Origin of the sequence: Veronia nyctiphanis (genome assembly GCF_004116385.1) — a bacterium.
Classification (GTDB): Bacteria; Pseudomonadota; Gammaproteobacteria; order Enterobacterales; family Vibrionaceae; genus Veronia; species Veronia nyctiphanis.
This window is the reverse complement of record NZ_PEIB01000005.1, coordinates 46406-63838: the sequence shown is the minus strand read 5'-3', so window position 1 is coordinate 63838 and position 17433 is coordinate 46406. Positions and strand designations below refer to the sequence as shown.

11 protein-coding genes and 5 pseudogenes are annotated in these 17433 nt (G+C 48.1%); 9 read left to right on the top strand and 7 right to left on the bottom strand.

Annotated features, from left to right (window positions below):
* The first annotated feature begins 350 nt into the window (after positions 1–350).
* Positions 351–1156, top strand: a pseudogene (xthA, locus tag CS022_RS06285) (exodeoxyribonuclease III).
* 63 nt (positions 1157–1219) lie between these two features.
* Here xthA and CS022_RS06280 read toward each other — a convergent pair.
* The 4 genes from CS022_RS06280 to CS022_RS06265 form a co-directional block, all read right to left on the bottom strand.
* Complete coding sequence (locus tag CS022_RS06280) at positions 1220–1897, bottom strand: ABC transporter permease (protein ID WP_129121581.1); 678 nt, start codon at positions 1895–1897, stop codon at positions 1220–1222.
* A gap of 12 nt (positions 1898–1909) precedes the next feature.
* Positions 1910–2650, bottom strand: coding sequence for an ABC transporter permease (locus tag CS022_RS06275; protein ID WP_129121580.1), 741 nt, complete (start codon positions 2648–2650; stop codon positions 1910–1912).
* Between the two features lie 86 nt (positions 2651–2736).
* Entirely contained in the window at positions 2737–3513 is a 777-nt protein-coding gene (locus tag CS022_RS06270) for an ABC transporter substrate-binding protein (RefSeq protein WP_129121579.1), read from the bottom strand.
* Between the two features lie 126 nt (positions 3514–3639).
* Positions 3640–4410, bottom strand: coding sequence for an ABC transporter ATP-binding protein (locus tag CS022_RS06265; protein ID WP_129121578.1), 771 nt, complete (start codon positions 4408–4410; stop codon positions 3640–3642).
* A 293-nt stretch (positions 4411–4703) separates the two neighbouring features.
* Between CS022_RS06265 and CS022_RS27190 the strand changes: the two genes are divergently transcribed.
* The 3 genes and pseudogenes from CS022_RS27190 to CS022_RS27185 all read left to right on the top strand — a co-directional run bounded on the left by CS022_RS27190 (position 4704) and on the right by CS022_RS27185 (position 6375).
* On the top strand, positions 4704–5351 hold the full coding sequence (locus tag CS022_RS27190) for an ABC transporter substrate-binding protein (RefSeq protein WP_129121577.1): 648 nt from the start codon (positions 4704–4706) through the stop codon (positions 5349–5351).
* A pseudogene (locus CS022_RS27635) lies at positions 5330–5578 on the top strand (ABC transporter substrate-binding protein); the annotation flags it as partial. The gene CS022_RS27190 and the pseudogene CS022_RS27635, both read left to right, overlap by 22 nt.
* 158 nt (positions 5579–5736) lie before the next feature.
* Positions 5737–6375 (top strand): periplasmic substrate-binding domain-containing protein, encoded by a 639-nt coding sequence (locus tag CS022_RS27185; RefSeq protein WP_268967869.1) that lies wholly within the window; start codon positions 5737–5739, stop codon positions 6373–6375.
* Between the two features lie 7 nt (positions 6376–6382).
* On the opposite strand, the gene CS022_RS06245 is transcribed toward CS022_RS27185, so the two are convergent.
* Entirely contained in the window at positions 6383–7558 is a 1176-nt protein-coding gene (locus tag CS022_RS06245) for a tol-pal system YbgF family protein (RefSeq protein ID WP_129121574.1), read from the bottom strand.
* A 181-nt stretch (positions 7559–7739) separates the two neighbouring features.
* On the opposite strand from CS022_RS06245, the pseudogene ycaO reads away from it, so the two are divergent.
* A pseudogene (ycaO, locus tag CS022_RS06240) lies at positions 7740–9493 on the top strand (30S ribosomal protein S12 methylthiotransferase accessory factor YcaO).
* Between the two features lie 224 nt (positions 9494–9717).
* On the opposite strand, the gene CS022_RS06235 reads toward ycaO, so the two are convergent.
* Positions 9718–10365: an energy-coupling factor ABC transporter permease gene (locus CS022_RS06235; RefSeq protein ID WP_129121573.1), complete on the bottom strand. Its 648-nt coding sequence runs from the start codon at positions 10363–10365 to the stop codon at positions 9718–9720.
* A gap of 185 nt (positions 10366–10550) precedes the next feature.
* Between CS022_RS06235 and rlmA the strand changes: the two genes are divergently transcribed.
* Positions 10551–11366 (top strand): 23S rRNA (guanine(745)-N(1))-methyltransferase, encoded by an 816-nt coding sequence (gene rlmA / locus CS022_RS06230; protein ID WP_129121572.1) that lies wholly within the window; start codon positions 10551–10553, stop codon positions 11364–11366.
* A gap of 371 nt (positions 11367–11737) precedes the next feature.
* Entirely contained in the window at positions 11738–12727 is a 990-nt protein-coding gene (locus CS022_RS06225) for a ChaN family lipoprotein (protein WP_129121571.1), read from the top strand.
* Between the two features lie 318 nt (positions 12728–13045).
* On the opposite strand, the gene yfbV is transcribed toward CS022_RS06225, so the two are convergent.
* Entirely contained in the window at positions 13046–13495 is a 450-nt protein-coding gene (gene yfbV / locus CS022_RS06220; RefSeq protein ID WP_129121570.1) for a terminus macrodomain insulation protein YfbV, read from the bottom strand.
* Between the two features lie 435 nt (positions 13496–13930).
* Here yfbV and CS022_RS06215 point away from each other — a divergent pair.
* Positions 13931–15125, top strand: a pseudogene (locus CS022_RS06215) (acetate kinase).
* A gap of 82 nt (positions 15126–15207) precedes the next feature.
* Positions 15208–17356: pseudogene (pta, locus tag CS022_RS06210) on the top strand (phosphate acetyltransferase).
* Positions 17357–17433: the final 77 nt, after the last annotated feature.

Sequence of the window (17433 nt, the reverse complement as noted above, 5' to 3'; positions counted from 1 at the left end):
GTTTTTGGATTTGTACTAACTTCTGCGAGTGATGGTGCTGATAACACACAGACTGAAAAGAGAGGTTACCCATTTATTCATACCTATCTCCGAATGAGATCAACATAGCAGTGGATGGTAAAGAGGGAGGTTGAGCCTATCTTCTATAAAAGCGATGGATTAATTAAACGTATTCATTTCCAGACTTGAATACACAACAAAAAACAATCATTATTCGGCTTTGAATTGTTACTCGGAATCAGGAATAAGTAGTCATCGCCAAAGCGAATGGTGAACCATTCATAGAAAAACAATCTCAAACAAGTCAGAATAAGCTTTTCAACACATGATTAGCCAAGGCAAGACTCACAATGAAAGTCATCTCATTCAATATCAATGGATTGCGCGCCCGCCTTCACCAGCTTCAGGCACTTATTGACAAGCATCAGCCTGATGTCATTGGCCTTCAGGAAATAAAAGTCCACGACGAGGCTTTCCCGCTCGAGGATGTCGAAGCCATGGGTTATAAGGTCTATCACCACGGCCAGAAAGCGCACTACGGTGTGGCGATGCTTTGTAAGCATGAGCCTGTCAGCGTGCAAAAAGGCTTCCCTACAGATGATGAAGATGCGCAGCGCCGGATGATCATGGCGACATTCAAGCAAGAAGACGGCTCAGAGGTAACAGTATTAAACGGTTACTTCCCGCAGGGCGAGAACATCGAGCACGAAACCAAGTACCCGGCGAAGCGCAAGTTCTACAAAGATTTGATGACTTATCTTAACGACGCCCATACCAACGAGCAGGATGTCATTGTGATGGGCGATATTAATATCAGCCTCTGGACAGTGATATTGGTATCGGTGAGCCGAACCGTAAGCGTTGGCTGAAGACGGGTAAATGTTCTTTCCAACCTGAAGAGAGAGAATGGCTAGCAACGCTGATGAACTGGGGCTTTGTTGATACCTTCCGCCAGCAATACCCGGATGTGACGGATAAGTTTTCGTGGTTTGATTATCGCTCTCGCGGCTTTGACGATAACCGTGGCCTTCGTATTGATGTCATTCTGGCGACGCCTTCATTGGCAGCGAAATGCCAAGACACTGGCATCGACTATGAATTACGCGGAATCGAAAAGCCGTCTGACCATGCCCCGATTTGGTCAACGTTTGCCTGACAGTACTGCCCACCAGAATCAAAAAAGGACCTTCTGAGGTCCTTTTTTTGTAAGCAATAAGGGTTAACTTAACGGCCGCATATGGCGCAAAAATCGATGCTCTGCCTTTTTGAATACCCAAAGGATGACGAAAGTCAGCAGCATGTAGAATAAACCTGCCGTCAGGAAGGATTCAAACGGAGCGTAATAGCGTGAGTTCACGATACGTGCCGCACCCGTCAAATCAATGATAGTGACAATACCCGCCACCGCAGAGCCGTGCAGCATGAAGATCACTTCATTACTGTAAGCAGGCAATGCCCGACGCAGTGCGCTGGGTAAAACAATCCGGTGAAACGCCTTAAATGGGCTCATACCGTAAGCGATAGCCGCTTCTACTTCGCCTTTCGGCAAACCGTTAATGGCACCGCGAACGATTTCAGCTGTATATGCGGAAGTATTTAGGACGAATGCTACCAAAGCACAGAACCACGCATGTTGCCAAAGAGTATCTTTAACATCGATCCACTGACTCATCCCGTAATAGATCAGATAGAGCTGGATCAACAGCGGTGTCCCGCGGAAGAAATAAATGAACGCCCAAGCAGGCCCATATATGAAAGGGTTACCCACATTTCGCGCCACAGCGAGTGGTATCGCGACCATGAGTCCAATGACTAATGCCAAACCCACCAGCCAAACTGTGGTGTACAAGCCTTCCCAGTAGATTGGCCACGTTTCGATAACAAGAGAAAAATCCATATCAACCTCCAGCTATCGGGTATGAATACTGAATTTACGTTCCATCCACTTCAAACCTGCCGTGGAAAGCGCCGTAAATAACAAAAAGAGAAGGGCAATCGCAAAATAGAAGGTAAACGGCTTTTGTGTCGAGCCCGCAGCCAATGTACCCATTCGGACCATGTCATTGAGGCCAATAATAGAAACCAGTGCCGTTGTCTTCAGCAACACCAGCCAGTTGTTACCAAAGCCAGGTAACGCATGGCGAATCATCTGTGGCAGCAAGATGCGGCGGAAGGCCAGCACTTTACTCATTCCGTACGCTTTTGCCGCTTCAAGCTGTCCATTGTCTACCGCTAAAATTGCGCCGCGGAAGGTTTCAGCCATATAAGCGCCAAAAATAAAACCTATCGTCAATACACCCGCAATGAAAGGGCTAACATCGACATAATCCGGTAAGTATGAGGTCCACTCGTGTTTGGGATCATTAGACGTAAAATATTCGTTGATGCTTTCATTGATTGAATAAAGACTGCTATTGAGCAGGATCTGACCACCATAAAAGATAAGCATCATTAGGACCAGATCAGGAATACCCCGGATCACCGTGGTATAAAATGTGGCAATACTGCGAGCAACACGATTTTCGGACAGTTTGGCCAATGCCCCCGCCATACCCAACATAACGGCGAGCGCCAGAGAAAGCAAAGCGACCTTAAGGGTAATCCACGCTCCCTGTAGTATCGACCACTCGTAACCTTGCAAATCCAACATAACTACTACTTACTTTTGGTCAGACTGCATGACCCTTGTGGGCCGCAGAGAAGAAAGCGGCGGGAGCAAACGTCCCGCCGTGAAGATTAATCGCCGTATACGTCGTAGTTGAAGTATTTAGCAGCAATTTCCTGATAGATACCTTTTTCACGCAGCGCTTTGATGGCTTTATCAAGCTGTGCCGTCAGGTCTTTGTCTTGCTTACGAACAGCAATACCAAAGCCTTCGCCAAACCAACGTGGGTCAGTCAAAGATGGGCCAACAAATTCAAAAGCGTCGCCGCCATCTTTGTTGAGTAGACCTTCTTCGAGGGCAGACGCATCACCCAGCAGTGTATCGATACGGCCTGCTTTCAGGTCGAGGTAAGCATCATCGAATGAACCGTAACGAGAAATAGACACAGAGTCGCCATAGTTGTCGGTGACATACTTGTCATGAGTGGTTGCACGCTGAACACCGATCTTCACGCCTTTCAAGCCATCAGCATTGAATGACAGACCTGAACCTTTTTTGGCAACAAACTTGTTAGGAATAAGGGCATATTTGCCAGTGAAGTCTATTTTCTTTTTACGCTCTTCAGTGATCGACATTGCTGCGATGATCGCATCGTATTTTCTTGCCAGCAGCGACGGAATGATGCCATCCCAATCTTGCGCAACGATCACACATTTCGCTTTCAATTCCTTACACAGAGCATTCGCCATATCAACGTCAAAGCCAGCCAAAGAGCCGTCTTCAAGCGTTGTACTAAACGGAGGGTAAGCACCTTCGATACCAAAACGAATCACCTTCCAATCCTTGGCGAATACGGAGCTTGAGCTTGCTACTGCCACCAATGCTGCGGCAAAAAGCCATTTTTTCATAATCCTTTCTCCTGTCCTACTTGCCGGGCGATAGTGTTATCGTCCCGGGGTTTGATGTTGTCATTGGTTATCGTGTCTGATGGACACGTTTTTACCCTCTAAGACTAGCTGGCCTTTACCAGCGCGCTAGTAAATCGATGAGATAAACTGTTGTAAACGTTCAGAATTGGGATTTGTGAATAGCTGAGCTGGGTCGCCCTGCTCCTCCACTTTGCCCTGATGAAGAAACATCACATGATTCGACACATCTCTGGCAAACGCCATTTCGTGCGTCACCACCAGCATGGTCCGGCCTTCTTCCGCCAAACTGCGCATTACCCCTAACACTTCTCCCACCAGTTCAGGATCAAGTGCTGAGGTTGGCTCATCAAATAATAAAACTTCGGGATCTACTGCCAATGCACGGGCAATTGCCGCACGTTGTTGCTGACCACCAGAGAGGTGCCCGGGGTAATAGTTTCTTCTTTCGTAAAGACCGACACGTTTCAGTAACGCGTCCGCTTTTTCAATCGCTTCCGCTTTTGGAACACCCAAAACATGCACAGGCGCTTCAATCACATTTTGCAGTACCGTCATGTGTGACCACAAATTGAAGCCCTGAAAAACCATCGCCAATCGCGAGCGAATACGTTGAACCTGTCGCTCATTAACCGGCATAAGATCGCCATCCCGGCCTGCTTTCATCTCGATTTTCTCACCGTTCACGATGATGTCTCCCCCTGTCGGGGTCTCGAGAAGGTTAATGCAGCGTAAAAAGGTACTTTTCCCTGAGCCTGACGAACCGATGATAGAGACAACATCACCCGCTCTCGCATCAAGCGAAATACCTTTCAACACTTCATGTTGACCAAAGCTTTTACGGAGTTCTTTGACTTGCAGCGCTACTGCTTCTTCCATGCGCTCCACTCCTGTGGTTTTTGTCCTAAGTAGCGTTCAGTGATGTGACGGAGGATACGGCAATGTCTGATTGAGGCGTCCTGTACAGACTGGATAGCCTTGTTCCGTCCAGCATTGAACATAGCACCGCGACCCTAACCCGGCAACATTTTGTCAACATTCACTGCCTAAAAAGGGTCTGTTAGGTTAAATAACTAGCAATCAGCCACCAAAATAAATGACCTAATTGCCGGATAATCAGGAGTAAGGTAAATTTTACTTAAACGCTGGTTTACCATGTTGGGATTGCACGGATGCGAATTGCACTTATTTTCGGGCTACTACTTTTGCCTCTTTTTTCACAGGCTCAAGAATCCACCCTAACGGTTCTCCCCAAACTCTCTGAGGGCTTCCAGCGAAACTTTAACCCCTTCCGGTCGAATGTACTGGCAACAACAAATGGCTTTATTTTTGAACCTCTTTTCATCGTCGATGGTGACAAAAAACATTATCGTCTGGCCAAAAGTGTTACCTATTCTGACGACCTGAGGAAACTGACGATCACATTGCGTTCAGGTATTCGATGGTCTGACGGCAAACCTTTTACTGCTGAGGATGTTGCTTATAGCCTCAACCTTCAGGCAACTCAGCCGGAGCTCGATATATACAACATCGGCCGACACATCAGCTCAGTGAAACAAACTGGGCCGTTGCGAGTCGACGTAACACTCAAACAGCCTGATTCACAGTTTCTCCCAATTCTCGCTGACAGTCCGATTGTCCCCTATCACTTGTGGAAAGCGATTACCCGACCTGCCGACTATTTAAACCCCAACCCAGTGGGAACCGGTCCCTTCACTGATATAAAAGAGCTGACCGAGCGCCATATTAAACAGTGCAGAAACCCGTATTACTGGCAAGCAGACTCACTCAAGGTTGATTGCTTGATTACCCGCAAATAGCCTCTAACGACCAATTAATCGACACTCTGAGTCAAGGCAAGATTGACTGGGCAAGCGCCTTTATCCCAGATATCGACAGAAACTACGCAGCTTATTCGCCTAACCACCAATATCACCCAGAAGTCTCTAGCGTTGTCAGCTTGTTATTGAACTTTGATGCACCCGATCAGGAAGTTCGACAACTGATCAACGATGTCAGGTTCCGTCGTGCCCTGTCGATGATTATCGATAGGAAGCTATTAATTAATATTGCGGTATTTGGGCAGGGAGAAATTGCGGCGACCCCCAGTGGACTGGAGCAAGATTCAGCGATTGGGTTAACAGCGCTTACCGCGAGCAATACAACTATTACATCCGCTATCATCCAAATGCAGGAAAAAAACTGTTGGATGAGATGGGGATTGTTGACCGCGATGAGGATGGATATCGGGATTTGCCTTCGGGCCGTCCTCTCTACCTGTCGCTCATTACTCCAAAAGGCTGGTCTGATTTTAATTCCACCGGTGAAGTCATTGCGGAAATGGCAAAAGTAGTGGGAATAAAGGTTGTACATTCTTCATTGAATTTTGGCCTGTATGAAACCCTATTAAATGAATCGGGATACACTTTGACCCTGACTAATTACCCCAGAGGCAGTTCACCGATTTATTATTTTGATGCAGCCTTTAACAGCGCCTACCATGATGAGCAGTCAGGTCGATACGCCAAGCATTATTTTATCGAACCCGACATTGATGCCTTGTTGAAAAAATATAAGCTGAGTCAGTCTCAGGATGAGCACAAAGCCATTGTTAACGAGCTAGAAAGTCGATTAGTGAAAGTGCAGGTGACTATTCCGCTGTATTACAAAGTGGAAACTGTCGAATACAACACCAAGCGTTTCGACGGATGGTGGGAAGCGGCAGAAAACCAAAGCAAAGTTCCTCCCATTTGGGCCAATTCGCCTATGCGGCTTTTGCAGGTGCTGACACTGAAACCCAAAGAAACGCAGGAAGACATATCAGACGTTGGTCAGGCAGGATAAATTCCGTTCACCGCTTTCGTTTTAATACGTCAAGCGTTGATAACCAGTATTGCGCGTCTGAATTGGGCTCTCGTTTACCCCACTCTCGAAATGCTTTCTCTGCCTGACTGTATTGCCCTGCTTTCATTGCACAGTAGCCGTGCAATTTCCAAAGCGCATTATCGCTACCAGCACCGATAGAAATAGCCAGTGACGCTGCATCACTGCATGTCTCAAACTCTTCGACATTCAGTGCCGAGTGCGCCCTGACTTTCAGCACCTGCATCTCCGGCTTGGCATTAAGCCACATTGAGGTTTCCAGTGCTTTATGCCATTGCTGAGATTCAAACTGATATTTCAATAGCCACTTATAATGCTGCCGACTTGGTGGCAATACTCTGCTCGCCAAACCAATATCGACAGCGTTGGCCGCAACGGCTATCTCACCGTTACGATACGCAGCATCAGCCATCATCAGAAAATCTTCGCCAACCAACCCTCGGCCGCTGGCAATGAGCCCACGCAAGATTTGGTAAGATTTTTGATAGTCTTTCGCTTTGAAGAAAACACGGGCACGTGTGCGTACGAGATCAGGCGTCAAACCAAAACGGCTCTCAATGGCTGTAAGGGTATTCAATAGCGGGATAAACTGACCCAGCTTTTCTTGGCACCTTGCTTTGATAATCCAAATATCTTCTGTCGGCTCTTTAAGCCTTTTCAGCAGGATACGATGCTGAATCAGTACCTGTTTACACTGATCAAGCTTAAACAGCGTTCGTACATAAGCCAGCCGATACTGCATATCGTCCGGCTCAAGCTTCAAATAGTGGGAGGTGAATGCCGCAGATGCACGGTGCATTTTTCGCTCACCGACGATACGAATAAGATAACGCAATACATCCCTTAATTCGTCAGGTGGCAGTACCCTCGACTGATAAGCAAGCAGCAGTGTTTCTTGCGCTTCGATGATGTTTCCGAGACCCCAAAGGGCCTTTCCACGAAGCGCAGCAAGGATTGCTTTGTGTTGCCTGTTTTCGCTGATTGTCGCTTCAACGAGTAGCAAGGCGTCCTGATAATTCTGTGCCGCGAGTTCCTGCTTTATAGTTTCATAGCCGGAGGCGAATGTGATTGGCTGGGTATCCGTGTCAGCGGCAAACACATAGAAGGGCAAGAAGAACAGGGCTAACCATAAGCCTCTTTTCATCGTCCATGACCCGATAATCTAGGGAATCTGTTATTTTCAAACTTGATGGTATGGGAAATATGATTTGTACACTGTCCCATTACTAACACTCACTGTTTGCTACAAAAAGTGGGTTAATCTCGCATCTGTCTGAATCAGGGTATACACTTCCTGCCCTCAGTCACTTACCTGAAATCAGAAGATGAAGACCTTTATCCCCGGCAAAGATGCAGCATTGGAAGAATCCATTGAGCGTTTCAACAGTAAACTCGTTTCCCACGGTTTCGATATTGAAGCCGTATCTTGGTTAAACCCTGTTCCTAACGTCTGGTCAGTACATATTCGCGACAAAGACGCGCCAATGAACTTCACCAATGGCAAAGGAGCCAGCAAGAAAGCCGCCTTGGCATCAGCACTCGGTGAGTACTTTGAACGTTTATCGTGTAATTACTTCTATGCTGACTATTACCTCGGTGAGCAGGTTGCAACCAGTCAATTTGTGCATTATCCAAATGAAAAGTGGTTTGAACTGACAGACGATGACAGCCTGCCTGAGGGTCTGCTTGACCAAGATATGAAGGCGTTTTACGACACGGACCATCTGCTGACGGCAAGTGATTTGATCGATTTACAGTCGGGGAATGAAGCACGCGGTATCTGTGCCCTGCCGTTTGTGCGCCAACAAGACCAAGAGACGGTTTACGTGCCAATGAACCTGATTGGCAACTTGTATGTATCGAATGGCATGTCAGCGGGCAACACGCAAACGGAAGCGCGCAGTCAGGCGCTGTCTGAAGTGTTTGAACGAGCAATAAAAAACCGTATCATCGCAGAGCGTATCAGCCTGCCGCAAATCCCAGCAGAAGTCATGGCGCGCTATCCGTCAATTCAGGCTTCAATCGATGCTCTGATTGCAGAGGGCTTCCCGGTTGTTGCTTATGATGCGTCACTGGGCGGTGAGTACCCGGTAATTTGTGTGGTGCTATTCAACCCAAATAACGGCACCTGTTTTACCTCGTTTGGTGCTCACCCTAAGTTTCAGGTCGCACTTGAGCGCACAGTGACAGAGCTTCTGCAAGGCCGCAGCCTGCGAGATCTCGATGTCTTTGAAGCGCCGTCATTCCACGATGAGGATGTCGCGGATCACCACAACCTTGAGACGCATTTCATCGATTCATCAGCACTGTCTCATGGGACATGTTCCGCAGTGATGCTGATTTTGCCTTCAGCGACTGGAACTTTGAGGGAACCTCGGAAGAAGAGTGTGCGTGGCTGCTGGCAAAACTCCATGCTGAAAATACTGACGCTTACATCGCCGATTATCAGCACCTTGATGTCAATTGCTGCCGCATCATCGTGCCGGGCTGGTCAGAAATTTACCCGCCGGAAGAAATTCAGATTGCCAACAATAACCGTGGTACGGCACTTCGCCATGCGCTGGAAAATCTGCTCGCCAGCCAAATGGACGACGACAGCTGCGAGGCCCTGTTTGATGTGATTGATAACGCTGACTTTGACGATGCCAACATGGTTGCTGAGTTGATAGGTATCTGCCCTGATGCAGGCACAGCATGGAAAACACTGACCATTGGCGAACTTAAATGCTTACTTAGCCTCGCGATGGGCGATCTGGAATCTACCCACGACTTTGCGGTGTGGTGTGCCGATTACAATGCGACGATTTACCCGCAATCGCGCATGATCTTTATGCGTTGTCTGGTAGCAAGCCTTGAGCTGGCCATGGACGACAATCGCGACGCAGTCCAATACCATCAGGCATTTGGCTTCACCTATGGCGAAGCAACTCGCGATGCAGTCTGGCAGTCCATTTCGGGGGATACCCGATTCTCTGGTTTGGGCATCGAAGGCGGTAACCTGCTCTCTTTCTCCGCGCATCAGAAGTTGTTCGCTGCTTATGAAAAGCTGCAGGTAGCAAAAGCCAAACACGCGGAATAATCCGTCTATTAAATAGGCACCGACAAAGGTGCCTATTTTCCCTCCGTAAGCCCTACTTCGTCTTGAGACCTCAATATTTCTCTCATCGGGTAACCAAGTGAACAAAGAAAACCATCCCTTTGCGCATTACTGCTGGCATATTTATTTCCATAGCGTTTATTTCCACACCAAAGTCGCGGCAGGCGTTTTGTAGAGACGACCGTTGCCCCATTTTTTTCGTTGCATCAACGTTCCGGCGACAGATATTCTCTGTCGTAGAACGTCCGCAGCCACTGCGGCCGATAAATCGCCATCAAGGTCACCGCCATGCCACTCAACAAGGATTCTGGAAACCACATTAGCAGCGAAAGTTTCAGATAATCATTCCAGATGGTTTCCCATGGTTGCAATCCACCGAGCAAAAACCACAACGCCACCAGACCTTGATGCAAAAGCAACGTAAAGCCAGCATTGAAAAACCCCGCGACAAAAATATATACGAACAGATGATGTGTTAAGTATCGATAACTGAGCCAGAAAACCGCATAACTGAATAAGGCCGGAAGCACCATCGCTAAAAGGAAAAAGAGGCCGCCGTCGAGCAAAGGAATAAAGTTCAGCATGAGTAATAAACCCAACAAAAGCGCACAGATCCACACAGCGATTCTTGCACCGTGACAGAGAGTAAGTACCGCAAGCCCCAGAAAATGGAGATCCAGCCCCTCTCGTATACCAGCCTTGGCAGCCCAAAGAAAACACATCAACACAGTAGTGCCAAACACTAAGTGTTGATAATCCTTTTCGGATTTGAGCTTTCTCCACCCCGCTTTTGACCAGCAGAGCCAAAGAACCAAGGGGCATAAAAGCCATGCTAGGACCTGAGCTATCATCATATCGTGTGCGCCACCTCACCGGGGCGTTTGTTTTTCAGTAAACATAAGTATGCCAGCAATACGAAACACGACGAAAAAACGAACACTTCCTTTTTATTCCTGATATCCATCCATAAGTTCGCCTCTTGCAGCCAATCTCAACTGCCCGTATCCTTGCCGCTCAGTTTTAGATTGACGGTTTCATCATGTCTTACCTTTGCCCTCTATGTTCAGCGCCGCTAAACCAACACCAAAACAGCTATCGCTGTGACAGTAACCACCAGTTCGATATCGCAAAGGAAGGCTACGTCAACCTCCTGCCTGTTCAGCACAAACGGTCGAAAGATCCCGGTGACAACAAAAAGATGATGCAGGCGCGCCGCCAGTTTCTTGATGGTGGTCATTATCAGCCAATGCGAGACGCTGTAAGCGAGTTGCTGAGTCAGCAATTGGCGATAACAAAGCATGTTGATGTGTTGGACATTGGTTGCGGTGAAGGCTACTACACCAGCCACTTTCAACACACATTACCTGACGCGTCTGTTCACGGGCTCGACATTTCAAAAGTCGCTATCCGTTATGCAGCTAAACGCTATCGTGACGTTGCATTTCTTGTCGCATCCAGCCAGCGTTTGCCGTTTGCCGACAACCAAATGGATGCAGTGGTCCGTATTTATGCTCCTTGCAATGGAGAGGAATTGCAGCGAGTGGTGAAGCATGATGGTATCGTGGTGACCGTGACACCGGGCCCTAGACATCTCTATCAGTTAAAAGCCGGTATTTATGACGAAGTCAGGCTGCATGATATTCCCGTAGAAGAGATTCCTGGCTTCGAACTTGCCTCAGAACAATCTGTCGCCTACAACATGACACTCAACAGCGCCGATGCCACGACACTGCTTCAAATGACGCCTTTTGCATGGCGGGCACCTGAGGCGCTCTGGCAGCAATTAAAAAACGCTGACGCCTTTCACTGTGAGGCCGATTTTACCCTTCGTGTTTACGCCAAACGTTCGCAATAGTCAGAGTCTATTGCCGCTCAACAATGGGGGCTGTCGCTGATAGCGCCCATGAAGTCGCCTCTAACTGCCTATCAAATCAGCACCGCTCACTCGCCAGCAGAGCGCAAATATATCTTCATAACCTCGATCTTTCCTATACTCAAACTATTGTTTAATCAATCAATTGTGAAAATGAGAGACGCCAGAATGATCAAGAGAAAAGTTGACACCTACACTCCCCTTCTTCAGACACAACCTTCAAAGGCGAGCAGCATTTCCAATTTGATTTGATAACCCGATAGATAGTCTCGATTTCGATAACGCCTCAGTTATTAAACAGTGTCTTTTTGAATAGCTGTTTAGCATCGTGGCTCTTTTTAGGGAGTAAGCACATGAAAAATACTGCGCTGTTGTTGGCTTCATTATTAGCCTTCAACATGGGATGTCAGGCGACAGGTGGAAACAACGGAACATCAGGTTCAAAGAATTCGACTGAGTTGCCTGTGAGGGTGGATACCCTTTATCACTATCAGATAGTGTCTCCCGATGGACTCCCACTCACATTGGCTGAGCTGACCAACGCCATTTCAGATACTGATGTGGTGTTAGTCGGTGAGTGGCATACCCACCCTGCTATACACCTCTTTCAGGCACAGTTACTGGCAATGCTCGCTGACCGCTCACCCGCAGTCGCCTTATCAATGGAGCAGTTCACCCGGGTCGATCAGAATACGCTCAACATGTATCTTGCCGGAGAGATCGGTGAAACCGCCCTACTCCGTCAGACTGACGCTTGGCCAAATTACAGAAGTGACTACCGGCCTTTGATTGAAATTGCGCGCCAACGCGGGCTCTCCGTGCTGGGTGCCAACACGACTCAACAGATCGTTCAATGCTTATCAGAGAAAGGGATCGACATTCTTAATGTCATGCCAGCCCAGACTCGCCGCGCTGTTGCAAGGGACCTAGATGCCTCGGAAAGCGAATACAAACAAAAATTCTTTGACCGTATGGGCGATGCCCTGACCCCACAGCAAAAAGAAAACCTCTATGCCGCGCAGATTGCATGGGACGAGACCATGGCAGAAACCATCACCGACCACCTTGTGTTTCAACCAAGCAGTCAGGTGATGCATATCGCAGGAAGTTTCCATGTTGAAGGCGGGCTGGGCATCGCCAGCAGAGTGAAAAAGCGTGACGCCTCTCTGTCGGTTGCAATCATCGTGCCTGAGTCTTATCAAGATCCTGTTGTAGCAGATGCTTCCAGCTATCGGCTAATCGTTAACCCACTGCCCAAAATGATTGTTGAAGGGGAGGAAAGCTTACTCTCTCATTCCGCTGGACATGGCAGTTTTACTGACAGATGCCCTTACAACCTTTAGCGCTTAAAGCTAAAGGTTGTTTTTTATCAATGAAAATCAAGATATTAGAAAATAACAGGTATTTGTCGATGATTGTATTGAGAAAGGCGATACGTGGGATAGGCAAATATTCTGATGATGCGTTTAGCGGCATTAAAATCGTACTTTATCGCTATTAAACGGTTTTATTTCGATGTTTAAGGTCAATTTCATAACAAAAAGAGATTTTGTGTCCAAAGTAGGATTCATGAAATGCTGGGACACATAGCCACAGCAACTTAAACGGAAATAAAAAAGCGCCCTACAAAGGACGCTTTCTTGGCATTTAGGAATTGGAGTTTAAAACCAGCGGTCTAATGCACCCTTGTCTAATTGCTTAAAAGCTTTGTTAAGCGTGACTGCCAGCTCTTTGTATCGAGGGCGGCTTTTAATTGGCTGCACTGCGCCACCTTCACTAACAATTTTGTCATGAAGATCGCGATACCACCCCGCAAGCGCAGGCGGAAGTTGTGTGTCGCGACGTCTACCCAACCACCAGAGACCTTGCAACGGCAAGCTGAGTGCAAACAGCGCAATGATCATTGCCTGTGGTAAACCCGAATGGTTATGAAACGCCATTTGCATCAAAATACAGATAACAGCAACGGGCGGCATCACGCGAATCGCAAAGCGTGTGGCTTTGATGATTCGATTCTCAGGAAACATAGGCGCGAGCTCTTTACGCAGCGGCCATTCTTCTATGTATCTTTGTCCATCACGAAGACTGTTCCACATTGATTTATTACTCATACTTCGTGTACCTCGCTCTGCCGGACAGTAAGGTTCGCGGCAATATCCAAAACACCTAAAACGCTTATAAGACAGTAATACTGATCTTGACCAGTAAAAAGATTAAAAATTTGCGACAAACGCTCAAAAAATTTTGTGATCTAAGGCAAGTATCGCTATCATGCGCGCTTAACACAATTGTTGCTCGGATTTGATTATCTCGCAACCACTAAAACGCTATGATTGCTGTTTCAAAGCCAGACAGTGTAGTGCAAGTCGACCCCCAAAAGGCCGAATTTTAGCGTTTTGTGCTGAATTCATGGACCGATTAATAGATGTATCTATTCCGCGACAAAACCTGACTTATTTTTCTGCAATAAGCTGACTCTGGCTATGGACAGTCAGCTTGTCGTATTGAGAATTTCACCCTCTATTTCATATTGATAGGTAGCCCAAATGTCGAAGTTGGTTCTAGTACTTAACTGCGGTAGCTCTTCTCTGAAGTTTGCCATTGTTGATGCCGAGTCTGGTGATGAGCACCTGACTGGTCTGGCGGAGTGTCTTCACCTACCAGAAGCTCGCATTAAGTGGAAAATGGACGGTAAGCACGAAGCCAGTTGGGTGGCGGCGCAGCGCATAAAGAAGCGCTGGCGTTCATCGTTGAATCTATCCTTGCGTCTAAGCCAGAGCTGGCTGAAAACCTTGCAGCAATCGGTCACCGTGTTGTTCACGGTGGCGAGCAATTCACGTCATCAGCCTTATCACTGACGAAGTGCTGAAAGGTATTGAAGACTCTGCCAGCTTTGCACCTCTGCACAACCCGGCACACATAGTGGGTATTGAAGCTGCAAAAGCGGCATTCCCAAGCCTGAAAAACGTGGCGGTATTCGACACTGCATTCCACCAAACAATGCCTGAAGAAGCTTACCTGTATGCACTGCCATACAAGCTCTATAAAGAAAATGGTATCCGTCGTTACGGCATGCACGGTACGTCTCACTACTTCATCGCGCAAGAAGCTGCTGAGCGTCTTGGCAAATCAGTATACGAACTGAACATCATCAACTGCCACCTGGGTAACGGTGCATCAGTGTGTGCCATCAAAAACGGTAAATCTGTTGACACCTCAATGGGTATGACGCCGCTGGAAGGTCTGGTAATGGGTACGCGCTCTGGTGACCTCGACCCAGCAATTATCTTCCACCTGCACGATGCTCTGGGTTACAGCGTTGAGCAAATCAACACCATGCTGACCAAAGAGTCTGGCCTGCAAGGTCTGACTGAAGTGACGTCTGACTGCCGTTTTGTTGAAGACAACTACGGCCAGAAAGAGGAAGCAACACGCGCAATGGACGTATTCTGTCACCGTCTGGCGAAGTATGTAGCGGGTTACACTGCCTGTCTTGACGGCCGTCTTGACGCTATCGTGTTCACTGGTGGTATTGGTGAAAACTCTGGCCCAATCCGTGAGCTGGTGCTTAACCGTCTTGGCCTTCTGGGTATTGAAGTCGACGGCGAGCGCAACCTGAAAGCCCGCTTCGGTGGCGAAGGTGTGATCACAACTGACAACAGCCGAGTTCCTGCTATGGTTATCTCAACCAACGAAGAACTGGTGATCGCTCAGGACACCGCTCGTCTGGCTGAGATTTAATCTCGCTGACTCGATAAACGGCTGACCTGTGTTCAGCCGTTTCAGTTTGCACTCAAAGAATTTGTAGTAAGAGGGAATTCCTGTGTCTCGTACTATCATGCTTATTCCTATCGGCCAGGATGCCGGACTGACCAGTGTTAGCCTGGGCGTGTTGCGAACCATGGAGCAAAAAGGTGTTCGCGTTTCATTCTTCAAGCCGATTGCTCAGCCACGTCAGGGTCAAAATCAGTTTGATCTGACCACCAACATCATCGAAACCAACAGCGACATGAAAGTGGCGACCCCACTGAGCATGACTTACGCTGAAAACCTGATCTGCAACGATCAGAACGATGTGTTGATGGAAGAAATCATTGCCCGCTTTAAAGATGCCACGGCGGATGCAGAAGTTGCCCTGATTGAAGGTCTGGTGCCTACTCGCAACCACCCGTTCGCCAATCAGGTTAACTACGAAATTGCCAAAACGCTGGATGCGGAAATCGTATTCGTTACAGCGCCGGGCAGCGACAACCCTGCGCAATTGAAAGAGCGTATTGAGGTTGCGGTTTCTAACTTCGGTGGCACTAAAAACAGCAACATCTCAGGCGTTATCATCAATAAACTGAATGCGCCTGTTGATGATCACGGCCGCACACGCCCTGATCTGTCAGACATCTTTGATGATGCTGCGAACGAAAAAGCAAACCTGGAAGTGATGGAGATCTTCAACTCCAGCCCTATTCGTGTGCTAGGTTGTGTGCCATGGAGCATTGACCTGATTGCTACCCGTGCCGCAGATCTTGCCAAGCACATGAAAGCTGAAATCATCAATGAAGGTGAGCTGAACACCCGCCGTGTTCGTGCTATCACTTTCTGTGCGCGTTCGATTCCTAATATGGTTGAGCACTTCCGTCCGGGTTCACTGCTGGTCACCTCAGCAGACCGTCCTGACGTGATTGTTGCTGCCTGCCTTGCTGCGATGAATGGTCTGGAAATTGGTGCTCTGCTGCTGACTGGCGGCTACGACATCCCTGAACAAATCAAAGACCTATGCGCACCTGCCTTTGAATCTGGCCTGCCAGTATTCACCACACAAGGCAACACGTGGCAGACGTCGCTGAACCTGCAAAGCTTCAGCCTCGAAGTCCCTGCAGACGACAAAGAGCGTGTTGAATTCGTCAATGAACATGTCGCAGCGCACATTGACGGCAACTGGATTGAGTCGCTCTCTGAGGGTTCAAACCGTGCACGTCGCCTGAGTCCACCGGCCTTCCGTTATCAGTTGACCGAGTTGGCGCGTAAAGCGGCCAAGCGTGTTGTTCTGCCTGAAGGTGACGAACCACGTACCGTTAAAGCAGCATCTATCTGTGCCGAGCGTAAAATCGCGGAATGTGTACTTTTGGGTAACCCAGAAGCCATCAAGCGTGTTGCTGAACAGCAAGGTGTGACGCTGGGTGCAGGTGTTGAAATCATCGACCCTGAAGTAGTTCGTGAACAATACGTTGCTCGCCTGGTTGAGCTGCGTAAAACAAAGGTATGACTGAAGTGGTTGCCCGCGAGCAACTGGAAGACACTGTGGTACTGGGTACCATGATGTTGGAAAACAATGAGGTTGACGGTCTGGTCTCAGGTGCAGTTCACACCACGCTAATACTATTCGCCCACCGCTTCAGTTGATCAAGACAGCACCAAGTGCGTCACTGGTTTCATCTGTATTCTTCATGCTGCTGCCTGACCAAGTTCTGGTTTACGGTGACTGTGCGATTAACCCAGATCCAAATGCAGAGCAACTGGCTGAAATCGCGATTCAGTCTGCTGATTCAGCATTGGCCTTCGGTATCGATCCTCGCGTTGCGATGATTTCATACTCGACGGGGACATCTGGTCAAGGTGCAGACGTTGAGAAAGTCCGTGAAGCGACCAAAATCGCTCAGGAGAAACGTCCTGATCTGGTTATCGATGGTCCACTTCAGTATGACGCTGCAATCATGGAAAACGTTGCCAAGTCGAAAGCACCGAACTCTCCGGTTGCAGGTAAAGCGACAGTCTTTGTATTCCCTGACCTGAACACAGGTAACACGACGTACAAAGCGGTTCAGCGTTCTGCTGATCTGGTATCGATCGGTCCTATGCTGCAAGGCATGCGTAAACCTGTAAATGACCTGTCTCGTGGCGCACTGGTAGACGATATCGTTTATACCGTTGCCCTGACAGCAATTCAGGCGAAGCAAGCAGACGACGCGGAAGCGTAACATTTGCGCTCATCTTCGCTAGTGAGACCATGAAAAAGCCGATGCAAATTGCATCGGCTTTTTGTTTTCAGTGGCAG

Coding starts and splice junctions, on each gene's coding strand:
- CS022_RS06280 (WP_129121581.1), bottom strand. CDS start 1,897: ATGGATTTTTCTCTTGTTATCGAAACGTGGCCAATCTACTGGGAAGGC.
- CS022_RS06275 (WP_129121580.1), bottom strand. CDS start 2,650: ATGTTGGATTTGCAAGGTTACGAGTGGTCGATACTACAGGGAGCGTGG.
- CS022_RS06270 (WP_129121579.1), bottom strand. CDS start 3,513: ATGAAAAAATGGCTTTTTGCCGCAGCATTGGTGGCAGTAGCAAGCTCA.
- CS022_RS06265 (WP_129121578.1), bottom strand. CDS start 4,410: ATGGAAGAAGCAGTAGCGCTGCAAGTCAAAGAACTCCGTAAAAGCTTT.
- CS022_RS27190 (WP_129121577.1), top strand. CDS start 4,704: ATGCGAATTGCACTTATTTTCGGGCTACTACTTTTGCCTCTTTTTTCA.
- CS022_RS06245 (WP_129121574.1), bottom strand. CDS start 7,558: ATGAAAAGAGGCTTATGGTTAGCCCTGTTCTTCTTGCCCTTCTATGTG.
- CS022_RS06235 (WP_129121573.1), bottom strand. CDS start 10,365: ATGATGATAGCTCAGGTCCTAGCATGGCTTTTATGCCCCTTGGTTCTT.
- rlmA (WP_129121572.1), top strand. CDS start 10,551: ATGTCTTACCTTTGCCCTCTATGTTCAGCGCCGCTAAACCAACACCAA.
- CS022_RS06225 (WP_129121571.1), top strand. CDS start 11,738: ATGAAAAATACTGCGCTGTTGTTGGCTTCATTATTAGCCTTCAACATG.
- yfbV (WP_129121570.1), bottom strand. CDS start 13,495: ATGAGTAATAAATCAATGTGGAACAGTCTTCGTGATGGACAAAGATAC.